This window comes from Streptomyces flavusporus, from assembly GCF_046267975.1.
Taxonomy (GTDB): Bacteria; Actinomycetota; Actinomycetes; order Streptomycetales; family Streptomycetaceae; genus Streptomyces; species Streptomyces flavusporus.
In genome coordinates, this window is record NZ_CP176503.1 from 7325552 (window position 1) to 7345166 (window position 19615).

At 70.6% G+C, this 19615-nt stretch carries 18 protein-coding genes; 13 read left to right on the top strand and 5 right to left on the bottom strand.

Going from position 1 to position 19615, the window contains the following annotated elements:
• Positions 1-10: 10 nt before the first annotated feature.
• The 3 genes from ACKTSN_RS34550 to ACKTSN_RS34560 all read left to right on the top strand — a co-directional run bounded on the left by ACKTSN_RS34550 (position 11) and on the right by ACKTSN_RS34560 (position 3048).
• Positions 11-1750, top strand: a complete 1740-nt coding sequence (locus ACKTSN_RS34550) for a lytic transglycosylase domain-containing protein (protein WP_409472708.1) — start codon at positions 11-13, stop codon at positions 1748-1750.
• Positions 1751-1899: 149 nt separating this feature from the next.
• Entirely contained in the window at positions 1900-2034 is a 135-nt protein-coding gene (locus ACKTSN_RS34555) for an SPW_0924 family protein (RefSeq protein WP_129797531.1), read from the top strand.
• A gap of 21 nt (positions 2035-2055) precedes the next feature.
• On the top strand, positions 2056-3048 hold the full coding sequence (locus ACKTSN_RS34560) for a DUF3068 domain-containing protein (RefSeq protein WP_224733187.1): 993 nt from the start codon (positions 2056-2058) through the stop codon (positions 3046-3048).
• On the opposite strand, the gene hrpB is transcribed toward ACKTSN_RS34560, so the two are convergent.
• Together hrpB and ACKTSN_RS34570 are read right to left on the bottom strand one after the other, a co-directional pair.
• A complete protein-coding gene (gene hrpB / locus ACKTSN_RS34565; RefSeq protein WP_409472709.1) occupies positions 3038-5575 on the bottom strand; it encodes an ATP-dependent helicase HrpB in 2538 nt (845 codons plus the stop codon). The genes ACKTSN_RS34560 and hrpB overlap by 11 nt on opposite strands.
• Before the next feature lie 49 nt (positions 5576-5624).
• Positions 5625-6551: a class I SAM-dependent methyltransferase gene (locus tag ACKTSN_RS34570; protein ID WP_409472710.1), complete on the bottom strand. Its 927-nt coding sequence runs from the start codon at positions 6549-6551 to the stop codon at positions 5625-5627.
• A 318-nt stretch (positions 6552-6869) separates the two neighbouring features.
• On the opposite strand from ACKTSN_RS34570, the gene rpsA reads away from it, so the two are divergent.
• The 4 genes from rpsA to ACKTSN_RS34590 all read left to right on the top strand — a co-directional run bounded on the left by rpsA (position 6870) and on the right by ACKTSN_RS34590 (position 10802).
• Positions 6870-8360 (top strand): 30S ribosomal protein S1, encoded by a 1491-nt coding sequence (rpsA, locus tag ACKTSN_RS34575; RefSeq protein ID WP_409472711.1) that lies wholly within the window; start codon positions 6870-6872, stop codon positions 8358-8360.
• A gap of 342 nt (positions 8361-8702) precedes the next feature.
• Positions 8703-9641, top strand: a complete 939-nt coding sequence (locus tag ACKTSN_RS34580) for a PAC2 family protein (protein ID WP_409472712.1) — start codon at positions 8703-8705, stop codon at positions 9639-9641.
• 109 nt (positions 9642-9750) lie between these two features.
• On the top strand, positions 9751-10371 hold the full coding sequence (gene coaE, locus ACKTSN_RS34585) for a dephospho-CoA kinase (RefSeq protein WP_409472713.1): 621 nt from the start codon (positions 9751-9753) through the stop codon (positions 10369-10371).
• A 50-nt stretch (positions 10372-10421) separates the two neighbouring features.
• Entirely contained in the window at positions 10422-10802 is a 381-nt protein-coding gene (locus ACKTSN_RS34590) for a tetratricopeptide repeat protein (protein ID WP_385258448.1), read from the top strand.
• 30 nt (positions 10803-10832) lie between these two features.
• On the opposite strand, the gene ACKTSN_RS34595 is transcribed toward ACKTSN_RS34590, so the two are convergent.
• A complete protein-coding gene (locus tag ACKTSN_RS34595) occupies positions 10833-11099 on the bottom strand; it encodes a DUF6343 family protein (RefSeq protein ID WP_409472714.1) in 267 nt (88 codons plus the stop codon).
• A 231-nt stretch (positions 11100-11330) separates the two neighbouring features.
• On the opposite strand from ACKTSN_RS34595, the gene ACKTSN_RS34600 reads away from it, so the two are divergent.
• Both ACKTSN_RS34600 and ACKTSN_RS34605 read left to right on the top strand, forming a co-directional pair.
• Positions 11331-12011, top strand: a complete 681-nt coding sequence (locus tag ACKTSN_RS34600) for a class I SAM-dependent methyltransferase (protein ID WP_409472715.1) — start codon at positions 11331-11333, stop codon at positions 12009-12011.
• Between the two features lie 123 nt (positions 12012-12134).
• The gene (locus tag ACKTSN_RS34605) at positions 12135-12593 is read left to right on the top strand and encodes a DoxX family protein (RefSeq protein ID WP_409472716.1); all 459 of its coding nucleotides are present in this window, start codon (positions 12135-12137) and stop codon (positions 12591-12593) included.
• Positions 12594-12793: 200 nt separating this feature from the next.
• On the opposite strand, the gene ACKTSN_RS34610 is transcribed toward ACKTSN_RS34605, so the two are convergent.
• Positions 12794-13285, bottom strand: coding sequence for an RNA-binding S4 domain-containing protein (locus tag ACKTSN_RS34610; protein WP_409474993.1), 492 nt, complete (start codon positions 13283-13285; stop codon positions 12794-12796).
• Positions 13286-13680: 395 nt separating this feature from the next.
• On the opposite strand from ACKTSN_RS34610, the gene ACKTSN_RS34615 reads away from it, so the two are divergent.
• From ACKTSN_RS34615 to pip, 3 genes are read left to right on the top strand one after another with little or no spacing between them, the layout of a single operon-like run.
• Positions 13681-15579 (top strand): glycoside hydrolase family 5 protein, encoded by a 1899-nt coding sequence (locus ACKTSN_RS34615; RefSeq protein ID WP_409474994.1) that lies wholly within the window; start codon positions 13681-13683, stop codon positions 15577-15579.
• 32 nt (positions 15580-15611) lie between these two features.
• Positions 15612-16313 (top strand): uracil-DNA glycosylase, encoded by a 702-nt coding sequence (locus ACKTSN_RS34620; protein WP_409472717.1) that lies wholly within the window; start codon positions 15612-15614, stop codon positions 16311-16313.
• Positions 16314-16350: 37 nt separating this feature from the next.
• On the top strand, positions 16351-17313 hold the full coding sequence (gene pip / locus ACKTSN_RS34625) for a prolyl aminopeptidase (RefSeq protein ID WP_409472718.1): 963 nt from the start codon (positions 16351-16353) through the stop codon (positions 17311-17313).
• On the opposite strand, the gene ACKTSN_RS34630 is transcribed toward pip, so the two are convergent.
• Positions 17310-17969: a GntR family transcriptional regulator gene (locus tag ACKTSN_RS34630; protein ID WP_409472719.1), complete on the bottom strand. Its 660-nt coding sequence runs from the start codon at positions 17967-17969 to the stop codon at positions 17310-17312. The genes pip and ACKTSN_RS34630 overlap by 4 nt on opposite strands.
• A 194-nt stretch (positions 17970-18163) precedes the next feature.
• On the opposite strand from ACKTSN_RS34630, the gene ACKTSN_RS34635 reads away from it, so the two are divergent.
• Positions 18164-19615 carry an NCS1 family nucleobase:cation symporter-1 gene (locus ACKTSN_RS34635; protein ID WP_409472720.1) on the top strand — a complete coding sequence of 484 codons (1452 nt, stop codon included), beginning with the start codon at positions 18164-18166 and terminating at the stop codon, positions 19613-19615.

The window sequence follows — 19615 nt, forward strand, 5'->3', positions numbered from 1 at the left end:
GGTTCACTTCATGGCGGCGCAATTCGGCAGGAGGCTGCGCAAGGGGGCGATGAACACCACCGTGGCCGCGGTGGCGGTTGCGGCGCTGGCCGCGTCCCAGGGTCCGGGACTGGTGACCGACGACTCCGGCAGACAGCCCGCCACCGGCACCCAGCCCTCACCCGACGCGCCTGCCGGGGACAGTGCGACCGGCAACTCGCCGTACTACACGGACCTGCCGCCGCTGGACAGCCCCACCCCCTCGCCCTCCGCCACGGCGGATCCGATCACGGGCGACGCGGCCGCCGGCATACCGGCGACCGTCCTGGACGCCTACAAGGAGGCCGCGGACGAGCTGCGCGCGTCGAAGCCCGGCTGCAACCTGCCCTGGGAGCTCCTCGCCGCCATCGGCAAGGTCGAGTCGGGCCAGGCGCGCGGCGGCAACGTCGACGCGAACGGCACCACGATCACCGCCATCCTGGGCCCCCAGCTGAACGGCAACGGCTTCGCGAACATCAGCGACACCGACAACGGCCGCTACGACGGCGACTCGGCGTACGACCGGGCCGTGGGCCCCATGCAGTTCATCCCGTCGACCTGGGCGTGGGCCGGCCGTGACGGCAACGACGACGGCCTGAAGGACCCCAACAACATCTACGACGCCGCCCTCGCGGCCGGCCACTACCTGTGCCGCTTCGGCTGGGACCTGTCGACCGACTCCGACCTCAACAGCGCGATCCTCAGCTACAACAACTCGACGGACTACCTCAACACCGTCCTGTCGTGGCTGGAGTACTACCGCAAGGGCACCCACGAGGTCCCGGACGGCACCGGCCAGCTCCCCTCCGACCGCAGCGACGAGCCCGCCGGGTCGAGCCCCTCGCCGAAGCCGCCGTCCAAGAAGCCGGGGACCCAGTCGCCGAAGCCGCCCTCCGGCGGCGGTTCCACCAGCCCGACGCCTCCCCCTTCGACCCCGCCGAGCACTCCACCGAGCACTCCGCCGGGCACCCCGCAGACCCCCACCGACACGGTGGACCACCTCGAGGACGCGGGCACGGCGCAGCTGACCGCCATGGCGGGCGACACCTTCGACGAGCGGATCAGCGCCCGGGCCGAGACCGAGGCCGGCAAGGGCGTCGCCAAGGTGCGGATCCGGTTCTCGATCGTCGGCGACACCGACACCACCTTCACCGGCGGTGAGAAGGTGGCCACGATGGTCACCGGCACGGCCGGCGTGGCCCTCGCTCCGGCCCTGCAGGCGGGCGAGAAGACCGGCGACTTCACCGTCCGGGCCTCCGTCGTGGGCCGTGCGATCCCTGGCATCGGCTACACCGCCACCGTCACCGCCCGCGCCGCCGACAGCCTCGCCCGCACCGGCGACGAGGCGCTGACCTGCGTGGCGGGCGGCGAGTTCGCGAACCAGGTCCAGGTGAAGGCGACGTACAAGGGCGCCGCCGCGGACGGTGTCGCGGCCACCGCGACACTGATCAAGTCGGCGGACGACCCGACCGCGAACGACAAGGGCCCCTACTTCAAGGACGCCGACGGCACCGCCGTACGGACCCTGACAGGTCTCGAGACGGACGCGGACGGCCTGCTGACGCTGCCCAAGCTGTACGCGGACGACACCGCAGGCACGTACCTGTTGCGCATCACCACCACGGGCGGCGCGGTGCTGACGGTCGAGCTGACCGTGACGGCGGCGCCCTCCCCGAGCCCGACGGCAAGCACATCCGCCGACGCCTCACCCTCACCCTCACCCTCGGCGTAGGCACACGGCAACCAGGGCGCCCCTCGGCTTCGGCGGCGGGGCGCCCTCGTCATGTGTGCAACGTGTTCTCATCTCGCGCGCGCGTTGCTACGGTGCCGGACCTGACGAAGTATCAGGTCCCGTCCGTACCGACGCCCCGGGAGGCCCGTATGCGCGCCCTGATCGCCGCCGCGGCCGGTCTCGCCCTCGCGTTCGCCCTGGTCCTCACGATCACGGCGCTCGGCTCCCCGACGGGCAAGACATCACCCAAGCCGCTGCTGACGACGGTGCCGTCGCACCCGTAACCGCCCGGGAGGGAGGCCGAGATGCGCCGCAAGGCCGGTCTGATCCTGCTCGCCCTCGCCGTGTTCTTCGCGGCGCTGTCCCCGCTGCTGCGCTGGTACGCCTTCCCGCGCCTGGCCAAGATCCCGCCGAGCCAGTACCAGGACATGGTCCTGGAGGCCGAGGACGCCACCCTTCTCGACTACGGCACGATGACGGCCCGCAAGGTCGACAAAGTGACCATCGTCCAGACCCTCAAGGGCAACGTGGAGGCCTCCGAACGGATCGAGAAGACGGCGGACCGGGATGTCGTCGTCTGGGACGGCCTGTCCTATGTCCAGGGCCCCGACGGCAAGATGGTCTCCAAGATCCCCGAGCGGTACATCTTCGACGCCCACACTCAGGAACCCGTCCACGCCACGGGCGAGATGGTCGACGGTGATCGCGTGAAACGCGAGGGCATCGAGTTCAAATGGCCCTTCCTGACCGAGAAGAGGGACTACGAGTACTTCGACGCACAGGCCCGCATCACGGCCCCGATCCACTACAAGGGCACCCAGAACTTCCGCGGCGTCGAGGTCTACTACTTCGAGCAGACCATCCCCTGGACGAAGGTCGCCTTCCCCAAGGCCATGCCCGTCGAGGGAATCACCCCCGAGTCCGTCGCCGAGACGGGCACGACCCGCTGGTACACCACGGTCCGCAAGTTCTGGGTCGAACCGCTGACCGGCGCCCCCGTCTACGGCGAGGAGATCCACAAGGAGGAACTCCGCGGCGGCACCCTGCTCGGCGACCGCGACAAGGTCACCGCGTTCGCCGGCCACGTGAAGATGCGCGAGGACTACATCGACCACACCGTGAACCTGGTCAAGTCCAACCGCACGCTGGTCCTGCTGATGACGTCGTATCTGCCGTGGGGTTTCCTGACCCTCGGCGTGCTGCTCCTGTCGCTCTCCCTCTACCTGGAGGCACGCAGCCGCCGCCCCGGCGACCCGGAGCCGACGAAGAACACCGAACCCGAACCGGTCACCGCCTGAGCCGGGCGTTGGTGTGCCGGGTCGGCTCGGCGGTGGCGGGGTCCTCGGGCCACGGATGCTTCGGATAGCGGCCGCGCAGCTCCGCCCGTACGCCGTTGTAGCCGTCCTTCCAGAAGGAGGCGAGGTCGGCGGTGACGGCGGCGGGGCGCCCGGCGGGGGAGAGCAGATGGACCAGGAGCGGCACCCCGGCGACCGAGGGCGACTCGTGCAGCCCGAACATCTCCTGCAACTTCACGGCGAGGACGGGCTGTTCGGGGTTGCCGTAGTCGATCCGGATTCTGGACCCACTGGGTACGGTGATCCGCTCCGGGGCCAGCTCGTCGAGCCGCCCGGCGTCCCCGGAGGCCCACGGCAACAGCCGGACGAGCGCCTCCCCGGCGTCGATCCGCGAGAGATCGGCCCGCCGCCGGGCCCGGCTCAGCTCGGGCTCCAACCACTCGTCCACGCGCGCGTGGAGCGCGTCGTCGGAGACATCGGGCCAGGGCTCGCCGAGGTGCAGATGCAGAAAGGCGAGCCGCTGCCGCAGTACGCCCGCGTCGGCGGACCAGCGCAACAGGCCGAACCCTTCTCGCCGTAGGCCTTCGAGGAGCGCGTCGCGTACGAGCACGGGATCGGCGTCGGCAAGCGGCCGCACGGTCAGCTCGACGGCCCCCAGCCGCTCGACACGCCGCGCTACGACGTCCCCGTCGGCCCAGTGGACCTCGTCCCGCTCGTCGAGCAGTGCGCCGGCCGCCTGCCGCGCGATGTCCTCGTCGACGACGGCCCCGACCTGCACGCGCGCGTGCCGTTTCCCGACAGGGCGATCAGCTGCAGCGACAGCAATCCAGGGCGCACCACGCAGGCCGCTCCCCTCAGCCACCTCGGCCCGCGTCCCGGAGACCATGAGATACGAACCGCCGTCGGCCTTGGCGACACGCTCAGGGAAGGCGAGTGCGGCAACGAGTCCGACCAGGCGGTCCTCACTGACGTTCGCGCGGTCGACCTCGACGTCCACCTCCACCGGGGGAGAGTCACGGGTGGGCGGGTGCGAAGGCTCCCCGACGACGGCCCGCAGCCGCCGAACTTCCGCCCGCCACCGCCCTGCGTAGGCGTCACCCCCACGCCGGGCAGCCCGCAACGCACCGGCGAGATCATCCCCGTACTCCCGCGGCGCCTCCTCGCTGAGCAGGGCCACAACCTCGGCGACCTCACCGAGGGGACCCGCGTCCAGCAGTGCCCGCCCCAACCGGGGATGCAACCCCAGCCGAGCCAGACGCACGCCCCGCTCCGTGGCTCTGCCGGCGGAGTCCACCGCGCCCACTCCCGCGAGAGCGGCCCGCGCCGCCGCCATCGCCCCACCCGGCGGCGGATCCAGCAATGCCAGCCCGGACGCGTCCGGATCCCCCCAGCACGCCGTCTGCAGTGCGAACGCCGTCAGGTCGGCCAGCAGGATCTCCGGCGACGGAAAACGCGGCAGCCGCGCGTCCTCGGCCTCCGCCCAGCAGCGGTACACCGCACCCGGCGCCTCACGCCCGGCGCGCCCCGCCCGCTGCCGTCCCGCCGCCTGCGAGGCCCGCACCGTCGTCAGCGCGCTCAGCCCGCGCGCATGGTCCACCCGCGGCTCCCGCGCCAGCCCCGAGTCGACGACCACGCGCACGCCGGGAACCGTCAGCGACGACTCCGCCACCGCCGTCGCGAGCACCACCCGGCGCCGCGACCCGGGCGACAACACCGCGTCCTGCACCGCCGTCGGCGCCCGACCGTGCACCTGGAGCACGTCGACATCCCCCAGATCGCCCAGCTGCCCGGCGACGCGGGCGATCTCCCCGACGCCGGGCAGGAAGCACAGCACGTCCCCCGACCGCTCGGCCAGCGCCCGCCGCACCACCGACGCCACATGCGCCAGCAACGCGGGATCGACCCGCATGCCGTGCGGCGGCCGCACCGGACGCCCGGGCGGCGCCCACACCACCTCGACCGGATGCGCAGCGCCCTCCGCCTCGACGACCGGCGCCCCGCCCAGCAGCCGCGCCCATCCCTCGGCGTCGGTCGTCGCCGACGCGGCCACCAGCCGCAGCTCCGGCCGCAGCGCCTCCCGTACGTCCCACAGGAACGCCGCCACCGTGTCCGCGTCCAGATGCCGCTCGTGAACCTCGTCGAGCACGACCACGTCCACGCCGCTCAGCTCCTGGTCCCGCTGGAGCCGCTGGAGCAGCACACCGGTCGTGACGACCTCCACGCGCGTGTGCCGCCCGATCACCCGCTCTCCGCGCACGGTGTAGCCGACGCTCTCGCCGACCTTCTCGCCCAGCAGCCACGCCATCCGCCGCGCCGCAGCCCGGGCCGCGATCCGCCGGGGCTCGGCGACGATCACCCGCCGTGCCGGTCCCTCGCCGAGCAGCCCCGCCAGCGTCGGCGGCACCAGCGTCGTCTTGCCGGTGCCGGGCGGCGCGACGAGGACGGCCGTGCCGTGTCCGTCCAGGGCCTCGCGCAGGGCGGGCAGAGCAGTGCGGACGGGCAGCTGGTCCAGGGCGTCGTAGCGGATCACGCAAACCAGTGTCGTACGTACTCGGAAACGCCCTGCACGCGCGCGTGCGTCAGTCCCTCCCCCTGGGGGCACCCCCGGCCGAAGGCTGGGGGACTTCGGCCGGGGGGACCCCCATCTCGCTTCGCTCGCAGACGAAGATCGCCGTCCCCGGGATCAGGTTCCCCCGCAGCGGAGACCAGCCGCCCCACTCGGAGGTGTTCCAGGCCGGCCACTCCGGCTCCACCAGATCCACCAGCCGGAAACCCGACGCCACGATGTCCCGCACACGGTCGCCGAGCGTCCTGTGGTGCTCGACGTAGACCGCGCGGCCCTCGTCGTCCTGTTCGACGTAGGGCGTGCGGTCGAAGTACGACCCCGACACGCTCAGGCCCTCGGGGCCCGGTTCGTCCGGGAACGCCCAGCGGATCGGGTGCGTCACGGAGAACACGAAACGCCCGCCCGGCCGCAGCACCCGCCGCACCTCCCGCAGCACCAGCCGCGGATCGGCGACGAACGGAAGCGCACCGTACGCCGAGCACGCCAGGTCGAACGAGCCGTCCGCGAAGGGGAGCGCGGACGCGTCCGCACACACGAGAGGGAACGATCCGCCGATCCGCAGCGCGTGCTGGAGCTGGCGGTGGGAGAGGTCCAGGGCGACCGGACGGGCACCCTGCGCGGCCAGCCAGCGCGCGCACTGGGCCGCGCCGGCGCCGATCTCCAGGACATCCCTGTCCTTCAGCTGCTCCGGCGGGCCGAGCAGCTCCGCCTCCACCTCGTCGAGACCCTCCGGCCCCCACACGAAGCGGTCGTCGCCGAGGAACGTGCCGTGCTCGACCTGGTACTCGTCCGCGTTGCGGTCCCACCAGCCCCGGTTGGCCCGGGCGCTCTCCGTGACGTCCGCGTGGCGTCGGGTGGCTTCCGTCTCGCTCGCTTCGGGCTCTTGGATGATCGGCTCCCTCGTCGTACTCTTCCGTCCAACCCGTCCCGGCGGTGTCACACGAGGGGCGCACCAGGCCCACGTGGCCTGAAGAGACAGGTTTTGTGCCGGGAATGCGGCGATCCGCCCCGGGTGTGCGGCTTCGCGCATTGACCGTGCCCGGCTGCCCCCGTATGCTACAAGTTGCGCTGCGGGCCTGCGCACCTCAGACGTAGCAGGCTGCGCTCGCATCTGTTGTATGTCCCCTCGGTTGTCGAGGCGCCACCATTAGTCACTGGTGGGGCGCTTCCTTGGCTGTCCGGCTTCTGCAGAGCGAAACGGGCTCCCGGCGTAAGCAGTACCTACGACTTCAATGTCCGTACCGGAGCCCTTTCCCACATGACGAGCAGCACCGAGACCACCGCCACCACCCCGCAGGTAGCGGTCAACGACATCGGTAACGAGGAAGCCTTCCTCGCAGCGATCGACGAGACGATCAAGTACTTCAACGACGGCGACATCGTCGACGGCGTCATCGTGAAGGTCGACCGGGACGAGGTCCTGCTCGACATCGGTTACAAGACCGAAGGTGTCATCCCGAGCCGCGAGCTCTCGATCAAGCACGACGTCGACCCCAACGAGGTCGTCGCCGTGGGCGACGAGATCGAGGCCCTGGTCCTCCAGAAGGAGGACAAGGAAGGCCGCCTGATCCTCTCGAAGAAGCGCGCCCAGTACGAGCGTGCCTGGGGCACCATCGAGAAGATCAAGGAAGAGGACGGCATCGTCACCGGTACCGTCATCGAGGTCGTCAAGGGTGGTCTCATCCTCGACATCGGCCTCCGTGGCTTCCTCCCGGCCTCCCTGGTCGAGATGCGCCGCGTCCGCGACCTTCAGCCCTACGTGGGCAAGGAGCTCGAGGCCAAGATCATCGAGCTGGACAAGAACCGCAACAACGTGGTCCTGTCCCGCCGCGCCTGGCTGGAGCAGACCCAGTCCGAGGTCCGCCAGACGTTCCTCACGACCCTCCAGAAGGGTCAGGTCCGTTCCGGCGTCGTCTCCTCGATCGTCAACTTCGGCGCCTTCGTGGACCTGGGTGGCGTGGACGGTCTGGTCCACGTCTCCGAGCTGTCCTGGAAGCACATCGACCACCCCTCCGAGGTCGTCGAGGTCGGCCAGGAGGTCACCGTCGAGGTCCTCGACGTCGACATGGACCGCGAGCGTGTCTCCCTGTCGCTGAAGGCGACCCAGGAAGACCCGTGGCAGCAGTTCGCCCGCACCCACCAGATCGGCCAGGTCGTGCCCGGCAAGGTCACGAAGCTGGTTCCGTTCGGTGCGTTCGTCCGCGTCGACGAGGGCATCGAGGGTCTGGTCCACATCTCCGAGCTGGCCGAGCGCCACGTGGAGATCCCGGAGCAGGTCGTCCAGGTCAACGACGAGATCTTCGTCAAGGTCATCGACATCGACCTCGAGCGCCGTCGCATCAGCCTCTCGCTGAAGCAGGCCAACGAGTCCTTCGGTGCCGACCCGGCCTCAGTCGAGTTCGACCCGACCCTGTACGGCATGGCCGCGTCCTACGACGACCAGGGCAACTACATCTACCCCGAGGGCTTCGACCCGGAGACCAACGACTGGCTGCCGGGCTACGAGAAGCAGCGCGAGGAGTGGGAGCGCCAGTACGCCGAGGCGCAGACCCGCTTCGAGCAGCACCAGCAGCAGGTCATCAAGTCCCGCGAGGCCGACGCTGCGGCTGCCGCCGAGGGCGGCGAGGCTGCGGCTCCGGCCGCGACCGGCGGTTCGTACTCCTCCGAGGGTGGCGACCAGTCCGGCGCCCTCGCCTCGGACGAGGCGCTGGCTGCGCTGCGCGAGAAGCTGGCCGGCGGCCAGAGCTGAAACGCTGCCGCTGAGGCTTAGCCTTTGACAAAGGGGCCGTACCTTTCGAGGTACGGCCCCTTTGGCGTGTCGGGGTGCCCGTTGTCGTTCGACTGCGGGCCGTCTGTGGCTCGCCGCTCCCCCACTCTCGGCTTCGCTCGAGCGGGGGACCCCCATCGCGGCGGAGCCGCATATCGACGCAGCCCCGCGCCCCTGGGGGCGTGACCTTCGACCCTTGTGTAAACGTACGGGATACACCAGTAACTGACGGGCTGTAAGGCTCAGGTGATCAAGGGCAGCGGGCGGGAATGCCCGTGCCCCGGGCGACGTTGTGCAGTACGAACACGAGGAGGAGCGGTCACAGTGCTTGATCCGCAGGGTTTGTACACGTGGGAGCCGAAGGGCCTGGCCGTCGTCGACATGGCGCTCGCCCAGGAGTCGGCCGGTCTTGTCATGCTCTACCACTTCGACGGATACATCGACGCGGGCGAGACTGGCGACCAGATCGTCGACCGGCTCCTCGACTCGCTGCCCCACCAGGTCGTCGCCCGCTTCGACCACGACCGGCTCGTGGACTACCGCGCCCGTCGCCCGCTGCTGACCTTCCGGCGCGACCGCTATACGGCTTTCGACGAGCCCACGCTCGCCGTGCGACTGGTCCAGGACGCCACCGGAGCCCCCTTCCTGCTGCTGTCCGGCCCGGAACCGGACGTGGAGTGGGAGCGGTTCGCCGCGGCCGTGGAGCAGATCGTGGAGCGCCTCGGCGTCCGCCTCGCCGTGAGCTTCCACGGCATCCCCATGGGCGTCCCGCACACCCGCCCCGTGGGCATCACCCCGCACGGCAACCGCACCGACCTCGTACCGGGCCACCGAAGCCCCTTCGACGAGGCCCAGGTGCCCGGCAGCGCCGAGGCGCTCGTGGAGTACCGCCTCATGGAGGCCGGGCACGACGTCCTGGGCGTGGCCGCGCACGTCCCGCACTACATTGCCCGCTCCCCGTACCCGGACGCGGCGCTCACCGTCCTGGAGGCCATCACGGCGGCCACCGGACTGGTCCTTCCCGGCATCGCGCACTCCCTGCGCACGGACGCCTACCGTACGCAGACCGAGATCGACCGGCAGATCCAGGAGGGCGACGAGGACCTCACCGCCCTGGTCCAGGGCCTCGAGCACCAGTACGACGCCGTCGCGGGCGCCGAAACCCGCGGCAACATGCTCGCCGAGCCCGCCGAGATCCCGTCGGCGGACGAGATCGGGCGGGAGTTCGAGAGGTTCCTGGCGGAGCGGGAGGGCGACAACTAATCGGGGGTGTGGTTCGCGCCCCTAAAGGGGCGCGGGGAACTGCGCGACCAGCCACAACGGCCCGCACCTTCTGCACCGCCTCTCAAGCGGAGCGTTTAGGCTTCCGGTCATGTTGAAGGTGGGCCTGACCGGTGGGATCGGCGCCGGCAAGAGTGAGGTGTCGCGGCTGCTCGTCGAGTGCGGGGCCGTGCTGATCGACGCGGACCGCATCGCGCGCGAGGTGGTCGCGCCGGGCACGCCCGGTCTCGCCGCGGTCGTCGAGGCCTTCGGGGAGGACGTGCTCGCCGAGGACGGCAGCCTGGACCGGCCCAAGCTGGGCTCCATCGTCTTCGCCGACCCGGACAAGCTCGCCGTCCTGAACTCGATCGTGCACCCCTTGGTGGGAGCCCGCTCCCGCGACCTGGAGACGGCGGCCGCCGAGGACGTCGTCGTCGTCCATGACGTCCCGCTGCTCACCGAGAACGGCCTGGCGCCGCTGTACGACCTCGTGGTCGTCGTCGACGCGAGCCCCGAGACCCAGCTCGACCGTCTCGTACGGCTGCGGGGCATGACCGAGGAGGACGCACGCGCGCGTATGGCAGCCCAGGCGACGCGCGAGCAGCGTCTGAAGATCGCGGACATCGTCATCGACAACGACGTACCACTGGAGGAGCTTCAGCGGCGCGTGAAAGACGTATGGGCCGATCTCGTCCGGAGGGCGCGGACGTCCCAGGAGCCGCCCCAGGAATAGCGGCCCCACGACCGGGCGTTGAATCCGGTCAGTAAGGGAAGGACTCTGCCGTGCCCGACACCAGCGGATCGACCGGACGTACTCCGGAGACGCATGTCATAGACTTCCGAGCCGCTGAGCATCTGCTCGCCGCACGGGACCCGCGGGGCGCGGTGAAGCTGCTCGACGGAGTCATCGCCGCGCACCCGGAGAACACCGCGGCCCGACTGCTGCGTGCGCGTGCCTTCTTCGCGGCTGCGCAGCTGCGGCCGGCGGAGCTGGAGTTCACCATCGTCCTGGAGCGCGAGCCGGACAACGCGTTCGCCCACTTCGCGCTCGCCCGGACGTACGAACGCCAGGGGCGGCCCGAGCAGGCCAAGCGCCACTTCCGCCTGGCGGCGGCGCTGGACCCGAAGCCGCAGTATCTGAAGGCGGCCCGGTTCGACGGGTGAGAGCGCGCCGACGCCGCTGAGCAGGCGCTACTACGGCGCGCGGTCGTCCGGCGGCCGGTACGGCGGGACGTCCGGGCCCGGCTGGTAGTGCGGGCCCTGGCGGATGTGCCTGAGGACCACGGCAAGGTCGATGGTGACCACCAGCCAGAGCACACCGCAGGCGATCGCCCACCCCGTCCGCCCGGCCAGAGCGAACGCGACCGTCCCGAAGATCGCCCAGAGCAGCCCCCACACGCTCAGCCAGAAGCGCATACGCAGTGCACTGCGCGCTGTCACCGGCTCACTGCCCGTACGCATCGGATCACCACTCCTCCTTGAAACGTACTCTTCGATGCGGACGTTCTCCAAAGGCGGAGGCCAGGCAAAGACACCTCATGCGTCGCGGATGCCGGCGAACTGACCGAGGCTGCAATGTGACACCGGCGCCTTTGCTCCGTCTTCGCCGCCTTCGCCACTCGAACGGGTGAACCCGGGGTGGGCGGGAACGGGCGTGCGGATGCGGTCCGTTGGACGGGCATGGAGCTGAAAATGCGAGAAGGACACCACGGGACGGGTCCCGGAGCCATCACCCCGGACGGCTGCGCAGTCGAGCTCTACTCACGGCTGCCCGTCGGCACCGAGCCGGACATCATCGCCGCGGCCGTGCCCGCGGGTGCGCGCATTTTGGAACTCGGCTGCGGGGTGGGCCGCATGACGCACCCGCTGCTGGAGCGCGGCTACTCGATCACCGCGGTGGACGAGTCCCCCGACATGCTCGTACGCGTCCGCGGTGCCCGCACGATATGCAGCCCGATCGAGGAACTCGACCTGGGCGAGAGGTTCGACGCGGTCCTGCTCGCATCGTTCCTGGTGCACACGGGGGACGTGGAGGTGCGGCACGGCCTGCTGCGGACCTGCGTCCGCCACCTGGCGGACGGCGGCTGCGTGCTGATCCAGCGGGAGGGCGAGGACTACCACACGAACGTACCGCGCGAGCGGGTCGATGCCTCCGGCTTCACCCTGCGGATCGTGTCGTCGGAACCGCTCGGGGACGGCACGAACTCGGTCCGCGCGGAGTACGAGTTCCCCGACGCGACCTGGACCCAGACGTTCCGGGCCCGGCCGCTGACGAAGGAGGAGTTCGAGGAGGCGCTGGCGGAGGCGGGGCTAAGGGTGGACAAGTATCTGACGGAGGACCGGATATGGGTGAGGGCGGTCGCGCCGGACTGATGGCCGGGGCGGCTGCGGGGAGGGCACGGAGGGATCTCCCTCGGATGCGATGAGTTCCGAAGCGCGGGCGGGTCTATCCAGGTGACAGCATCACGGACCGCTTCACCTACCCAGGAGCCCCTCATGTCCGATTCCACCGCTTCCGCAGCTTCCGTAGCCTCGTCCGGCATCGTCGTCGCCGAGTCCGAGACCGCGCGGGGGCGTCGCGCCCGTATCGCCCTGCGTTCCCTCCAGGTTGTGCTCGCGCTCTTCTTCGCGACCGCGAGTGCCCTCCCCAAGCTGATCGGCCACTCTTCGGCCGCCGAGATCTTCGACGACATGGGCTGGGGCAGTGCCGGGATGTACACCGTCGGTGCACTCGAACTGGCCGGTGCGGTCGGCCTGTTGCTGCCTCTGCTGCAGTCCGTCGCGGCGATCGGGCTGAGCGGGCTGATGGTGGGCGCGTTCATCGTCCAGCTCACCGTCTTCGACGGCGAGCATGCGGCGACACCCCTGATCCTGCTCGTGCCGCTCACCCTGATCGCCTGGGCACGGCGGCGACAGAACGGGGAGCTGCTGCGGGTGGTGCGTCGAGGGGGGTGAGTGGTGCGGGAGATGGGCGCCTGACTTGTGGCGGGCGTCCGCCGTGCGGTGGGGCCGGTCGTGCGACGACGGTGGCGCCCCGTGGCCGAAAGGCCAGACCGGACGTCCTCTCCGCCACATACAGGCTCTCCGCCACATGCGGGGCGGTCCGTGCGTCGGGCCGACGGGCTGCCCGGCTGGGCGCGGCGCGCGCCGGCAGGTCACCGTTCCCCGGACGGACGGCCTCCCAGGCCGCCCGGGCCGCCCAGGCCGCGCAGGCGTTCCAGTTCGCGGCGGTCTCGCTTGGTCGGCCGGCCAGTGCCCCGGTCGCGGATGCCGGCGGGGGCGAGGGCCTCGCGGGGCGGGGGCGGCGGGCTGTTGTCGATGTAGCACTGGACGGCCACCGGGGCGCCGACCCGCTTGCGGATCAGGCGCTTGACGACGACGATCCGCTCCCGGTTCTCCTGCCGCAGGCGCACCTCGTCGCCGACGCGGACGGAATGCGCGGGCTTGACCCGCTCGCCGTTCACGCGCACATGGCCGCCCCGGCAGGCCGTGGCGCCCTGGGAACGGGTCTTGACCAGCCGTACGGACCAGATCCAGCTGTCGATGCGGACGGTCTCGCCGTTCGCCGGCCCGGCCGCCTCGGCGGCTGCCACAGCGGCGGCAATCTTCGGATCCACCCCCTTCGCATCCACGGCCGCCGGTTCCACAGCTTGCTGGTCCGTGCCGGCCGTCGGATCCGTGGCCGTCGGATCGACGGCCTTCGCGCGGAGGTCTGTGTCTTCCCGAGCGTCGGCCGCGACGGTACGAGGCACATCGGAGGCACGTTCGGCGGAGGGGATGGCGATGTCCCTGCCGTTCCTCCGTCCCTTCCGGCCGTTGCTGCCGTTTCTGTCCTTGCCGGTGCGCTCCGAAGCCATGCTTCGACCTTAGTCCCCGGGTTCGGTTGCGTCCGAACGCCTTTCGTGGCCGGTCAACGAGTAACGAGTACGTCTGGACCAATGACCCTGCATCCCCCATGATGACGCCGCCATGACAACGTCGTCCTCGGGTGGTGACCGTGCGCGGATCCTTCGTGAGAGCCACACTGACCGCCGTGCTCCTCATGGCGCCCACCCCCGCGGTCGCACAAGAGCCCACGGTCCCGCAGGGACCCCGGGTCGTCCGGGAGCCCGCTGCCGCCGCCGAATCCGTGTCCGTCACGGCCGCGCCGGACTGGACGCCCCCGCTGAGCACCCGTGGCCGCTGGATCGTGGACGCCGACGGAGAGCGGTTCAAGCTGCGCTCCGGCAACTGGCACGGAGCGAGCGGCACCTGGAACGGCTCGGGAAGCGCGGACGAGGACGCCAACCACCACGCCGGCGAGAACTCCGGCCGGATGCCGCTCGGCCTGGACCGCGCCCCCATGGCCGAGATCATCGCCGGTTTCCAGGAGCTCGGGATCAACAGCATCCGGCTGCCCTTCTCCAACGAGATGATCCACGACAGCCGTCCCGTCACCGACGATTCCGTCGCCGCCAACCCCTCCCTGCGCGGCAAGACCCCGCTCCAGGTGTACGACGTCGTGGTCCGTGAGCTCACCGCCGCCGGACTCGCGGTGATCCTCAACAACCACACCAACACCACCCGCTGGTGCTGCGGAGTCGACGGCAACGAGCGCTGGAACGCGAGCCAGTCCACCAGTACATGGGAGAACGACTGGCTGTTCATGGCCCGCCGCTACAAGGACAACGAGCGCGTCGTCGGCGCCGACCTCTACAACGAGGTGCGCCGCAACGTCTGGGACGACCCCAACTGGGGGCTCGGCGACAACCACGACTGGTTCGCCGCCTCGCAGCGCGTCGGCGACCGCATCCTGACGGAGGCGAATCCCGACCTCCTGATCATCGTCGAGGGCATCAACTGGACGGGCATCCCCGTCGACGGCTTCGCGCACGAACGCCCCACTCTGGAGCCCGTACGCCGCCTCTCGCACACCCTCGTCGACTCCGGCAAGCTCATGTACTCCGCCCACTTCTACGACTACACCGGCCCCAACCACAGCGGAGCCACCGGAACGGGCGAGACCAGCGACCCCCGCTACCGCGACCTGAGCCCCGCGGAACTGATCGACGTACTGAATCGCCGGGCCTTCTTCGTGACCGCCGAACAGGACCAGCACTTCACCGCCCCCGTCTGGATCAGCGAGTTCGGCATCGGCGGCCGGGACGAGACCGGCGTCAGGCAGCGCGCCTGGTTCGAGAGCTTCGTCGATCACCTGATCCGTACCGACGCAGACTTCGCGTACTGGCCGCTCGTCGGTTGGCACGAGGACCGCAAAGGCAACGGCTGGGCCCTGTTGCACTGGGACTCCGCAGGCAACCGCATGGGCCTGTACGACGGCGACGACTGGCGAGCCGCCGCCTGGACCCGGCTCATCGGGGTCCAGGGCCGCACCGGTCGCGTCGCCCCCGTGACGCAGTGGTCGATGCTCAGCCCCGACCACGGCGACTTCGTCCAGTCGCGGCGGATGCGCGCGCTCCCCGACTGGGACTCCGGCGCCCGCAAGGCCGTCTGCCCCGACGGGCGGCGCCTCCTCGGCCTCAGCCACACAGGCAGCCGCGGCCTGTGCACGGACGTGTCCGCCGGTGCCCTGTGGGACCCGGCCGGCGGACACCAGGTCGTCGTCGACGAGCGGCACGTCAGGCCGGGCCAGGACTGGGCGTCCGGGTACACCAAGCTCCAGTGCGCCGACGGTCAGTTCCTCATCGGGTACAGCGTCCGCGGCGCCGCCGTTTCCGCCGCCCTGTGTGCGGCCGCACCGTCTGGCAGGCTCGGCACGATCGGTCGTACGGTCTGGTTCGACCGGGGCGACAACAGGGGCTCGGCCCCCAAGGGCGGGGACTTCGCGCAGGGCCACTACAAGGGGCAGTGCGCGGACGACGAGTACGCGGCCGGGATCGCGTACACGGGCCGGGTGGGCTCGGCACGGCCGGATGCGCTGTACTGCCGCAGGCTGGGCTGACCGCCCGGCGCACCCGGATCTACGGTGGACCCATGGACGCCGGCAGCCTCTCCGCCCTCGACCAGCGGATCGCGGGCTGTCGGGCGTGTCCGCGGCTGGTCGCCTGGCGTGAGGAGGTGGCCCGTACCAAGCGGGCCGCCTTCGCCGACTGGACGTACTGGGGGCGGCCCGTCCCGGGTTTCGGCCCGCCGGACGCCCGGCTGCTGATCGTCGGCCTGGCCCCGGCCGCGCACGGCGGCAACCGTACCGGCCGGATGTTCACCGGCGACCGGTCCGGGGACGTGCTGTACGAGGCGTTGTACGACGTGGGTCTGGCCTCACAGCCCACCTCCCGCACCGCCGACGACGGCCTGGAGCTGTACGGCGTACGCGTCACCGCCCCCGTCCACTGCGCCCCGCCCGCCAACCGACCCACCCCCGAGGAACGGGACACCTGCCGCCCCTGGCTCGTCCAGGAACTGCACCTGCTGCGCCCCACCCTGCGGGCGGTGGTGGTGCTCGGCGCCTTCGGCTGGCAGGCCGCACTGCCGGCGTTCGCGGAGGCGGGCTGGACGGTGCCGCGGCCCCGGCCGGCCTTCGCGCACGGCGCGCGGGTGGCCCTCGACGGACTGGACCTCTTCGGCTGCTTCCACGTCAGCCAGCGCAACACCTTCACCGGCCGCCTCACCCCTCAGATGCTGCGGGACGTGCTGCGCGGAGCGGCGCGTACGGCGGGCCTGGCTGCGCGAAACTGACGGGACACGGCCGCCGTAGTGACGATACGGTGCCCCGATGGGCCTCTATCCGGAGATCGAACCGTACGACCACGGCATGCTCGACGTCGGTGACGGCAACCGCATCTACTGGGAGACCTGCGGCAACCCGCACGGCAAGCCCGCGGTGATGCTGCACGGCGGGCCCGGCTCCGGCTGTTCCCCGAGCTTCCGGCGCTACTTCGACCCGGCCGCATACCGCATCGTGCTGCTCGACCAGCGCGGCTGCGGGCGTTCGACGCCGCCGGCGAGCGCGTACGACACTGACATGAGCGTCAATACGACGCCGCACATCATCGCCGACCTGGAGCTGCTGCGGCGCCACCTCGGGATCGAGCGGTGGCTGGTGTGGGGCGTGTCGTGGGGGTCGGTGCTCGGGCTGCGGTACGCGCAGACGCACCCCGGTGCGGTGTCCGAGCTGGTGCTGACCGGTGTCGCGACCGGTTCGAACGCCGAAGTGGCGCTGATGATCAGGGGGCTTGGCAGGATCTTCCCGGAGGCCTTCGAACGCTTCGTGGGCGAACTGCCCGTGGCCGAACGCGACGGAAACCTCGCTGCCGCGTACAACCGGCTGCTGGAGTCCCCCGATCCGGCGGTGCGGGAGCGGGCGGCGCGTGCCTGGACCGACTGGGAGACGGCGATCATCCCAGCGCCGCCGCGATCCGTGGAACGCTACGAGAACCCGGCGTTCCGCATGGGCTTCGCCCGCACGGTGACGCACTACTGGGGCAAGGACCACCTGCTGGGCGAGGGCGTCGACGACGATGTCGTCCTGCGCGACGCCCATCTGCTGAAGGGCATCCCCGGCACCCTCGTCCAGGGCGCCCTCGACTTCGGCAACCTGCTCGGCATCGTCTGGCGGTTGCACCACGCCTGGCCGGGCAGCGAGCTGGTGGTGGTCGACGAGGTCGGGCACAACGCGGGTGCGCCCGGGATGACGGAGATGTTGGTGGCGGCGACGGACAAGTACGCCGCACGCTAAGGGGCTTCCTCGGCCTCGCCGAACAGGTGCCGCACTGTCGAGCGGTAGTTGGCCCGTACGTGGCTGAGGGCGTGGGCGCGCGCCCGGTCCGGGTCGCCGGAGGCGATCGACTCGTACAACTCCCAGTGCTCGGTGAGGAGTTGGGGCCACTCCTCGTTCTGCCGGGTGAGCCAGCGCAGGCGGCTGTCGACCGGTTCCATGACCGAGATGAGCAGGCTGTTGCCGGCCATGGCCAGGATGCGGTCGTGGAAACGGGTGTTGACGTCGGTGATGGTCTCGGCGTCCCCGGCCTCGGTGGCGTCGGCCGCGCTGCGCAGCAGGTCCCGCAGCTCCGCCAGTGCCCCGGGCGTCGCGCGTGATGCGGCCAGGCCGGCCGCATAGACCTCCAACGCCTCACGGAGCTCGAACAGTTCCTTGACGTCGGTCGGGGTGAGTCGGCGTACGACCGTGCGCCGCGGTGTCTCGAAGAGCACGAACCCTTCCGCGACCAACGCCCGGATCGCCTCGCGGACCGGCACGCGCGAGACACCGAACCGCTCGGCCAGCTCGCGCTCGACCAGCCGGTCGCCGGGGCGGAGGCGGCCCGCGATGATGTCCTGCCGCAGCGTGGCCAGGACGCGCTCGCGCACGGCTCCGAGAGGTTCGATCTTCGTCATGGGGCCATCTTCGCCGACCCCGGGTGTCTTTTACTCGGCGTTAACAACAGCGACATCGGTCGGAACGGTTGACGGCGGGACCATGTCGGCAGTTTGGTATACCAAACAGCGCGACGACAGCCTCGCACCTACGCCTGCAAGCCCCACACCCCCACAAAGGCCGCCGTGCCCCCGTCCCGTCCCCTGGAGGCCCCGTGTCCCTCGCCGACCGTGCCGAAGCCACCGGCACGACAGCGTTCGTCCCCGACCCACGCCTCACCAACGAAGACCTCGCCCCGGCAGGCAAGCGCAACTGGAAGGTCTTCGACCTCTTCGCCATGTGGATGTCCGACGTCCACAACCTCGGCAACTACACCTTCGCCGCGGGCCTGTTCTTCCTCGGCATGAACGTCTGGCAGATCTTCACGTCGCTGCTCATCGGCTTCGTGATCATCTACGTCGGGATGAACATGATGGGCCGCATCGGCCAGCGCACCGGCGTCCCCTTCCCGGTCGTCAGCCGCATCGGCTTCGGCGTCTGGGGCGCCAACATCCCCGCCCTGATCAGGGCCGTCATCGCCATCATGTGGTACGGCATCCAGACCTATCTCGCCTCCGTCGCCGTCAACGTGATGCTGCTGGCGGCCTGGCCGGGCCTGGAGTCCTGGACGCACAGCTCGTTCCTGGGGCTCGACGCGCTGGGCTGGGTGTCGCTCGTGGCCCTGTGGCTGGTCCAGGCGATGATCATCAGCCGGGGCATGGAGTCCGTACGGAAGTTCCAGGACTTCTGCGGCCCGGCGATCTGGGTGGTGATGATCGCGCTGGCGGTCTGGATCCTGGCCGAGGCCGACTGGACGATTTCCCTGACCAGCACCCCGCACCCGGTGTCGGTGGGTGAGCAATGGCGCCAGTGGTTCGGTGCGGTCGGCCTGGTGCTGGCGACGTACGGCACCCTGATGCTCAACTTCTGCGACTTCTCCCGTTTCGCACCCGACTACCGCACCGTCAAGCGCGGCAACTTCTGGGGTCTGCCCGTCAACTCCACGGCGTTCGTGATCCTGTCGGTCGTCGTCACCGCGGGCGCGTACGAGGTGTTCGGCAAGGAGATCACCGACCCCGCCTACCTCGTCGCCGAGATCGGCAACACCTGGGTCCTGGTCGTGGGTGCCCTGACGTTCGCCATCGCCACCATGGGCGTCAACATCGTCGCCAACTTCGTCTCACCGGCGTACGACCTCGCCAACGTCTGGCCGCAGAAGATCACCTTCAAGGTCGGCGGCATGATCAGCACGGTCGCGGCGCTGCTCGTGACCCCGTGGAACCTGTTCTCCAACCCGACGGTCGTCAACTACTTCCTGGGCGGCCTCGGCGCCTTCCTGGGCCCGCTGTTCGGCGTCATCATGGTCGACTACTACTGGGTCAAGCGCGGCCGCGTCGACGTGAACGAGCTGTTCAACGCCGAGCCCGGCTCCCGCTACTACTACCGCAAGGGCGTCAACCCCAAGGCGCTGTGGGCGTTCCTGCCGGCCGCGGCGGTCGCGGCGGTGCTCGCGCTGGTGAAGACGTTCAGCGACGTGGCGCCGTACTCGTGGTTCATCGGCACGGCCCTGGCGGCCGGGCTGTACGCGGTCCTGTGCCGACGCGAGCGCAGTGCGGTGGAGGGTTGA

Coding starts and splice junctions, on each gene's coding strand:
- ACKTSN_RS34615 (WP_409474994.1), top strand. CDS start 13,681: ATGGCGCCCACCCCCGCGGTCGCACAAGAGCCCACGGTCCCGCAGGGA.
- ACKTSN_RS34550 (WP_409472708.1), top strand. CDS start 11: ATGGCGGCGCAATTCGGCAGGAGGCTGCGCAAGGGGGCGATGAACACC.
- ACKTSN_RS34595 (WP_409472714.1), bottom strand. CDS start 11,099: ATGCGTACGGGCAGTGAGCCGGTGACAGCGCGCAGTGCACTGCGTATG.
- ACKTSN_RS34620 (WP_409472717.1), top strand. CDS start 15,612: ATGGACGCCGGCAGCCTCTCCGCCCTCGACCAGCGGATCGCGGGCTGT.
- ACKTSN_RS34600 (WP_409472715.1), top strand. CDS start 11,331: ATGCGAGAAGGACACCACGGGACGGGTCCCGGAGCCATCACCCCGGAC.
- ACKTSN_RS34605 (WP_409472716.1), top strand. CDS start 12,135: ATGTCCGATTCCACCGCTTCCGCAGCTTCCGTAGCCTCGTCCGGCATC.
- ACKTSN_RS34555 (WP_129797531.1), top strand. CDS start 1,900: ATGCGCGCCCTGATCGCCGCCGCGGCCGGTCTCGCCCTCGCGTTCGCC.
- ACKTSN_RS34630 (WP_409472719.1), bottom strand. CDS start 17,969: ATGACGAAGATCGAACCTCTCGGAGCCGTGCGCGAGCGCGTCCTGGCC.
- rpsA (WP_409472711.1), top strand. CDS start 6,870: ATGACGAGCAGCACCGAGACCACCGCCACCACCCCGCAGGTAGCGGTC.
- ACKTSN_RS34560 (WP_224733187.1), top strand. CDS start 2,056: ATGCGCCGCAAGGCCGGTCTGATCCTGCTCGCCCTCGCCGTGTTCTTC.
- pip (WP_409472718.1), top strand. CDS start 16,351: ATGGGCCTCTATCCGGAGATCGAACCGTACGACCACGGCATGCTCGAC.
- coaE (WP_409472713.1), top strand. CDS start 9,751: ATGTTGAAGGTGGGCCTGACCGGTGGGATCGGCGCCGGCAAGAGTGAG.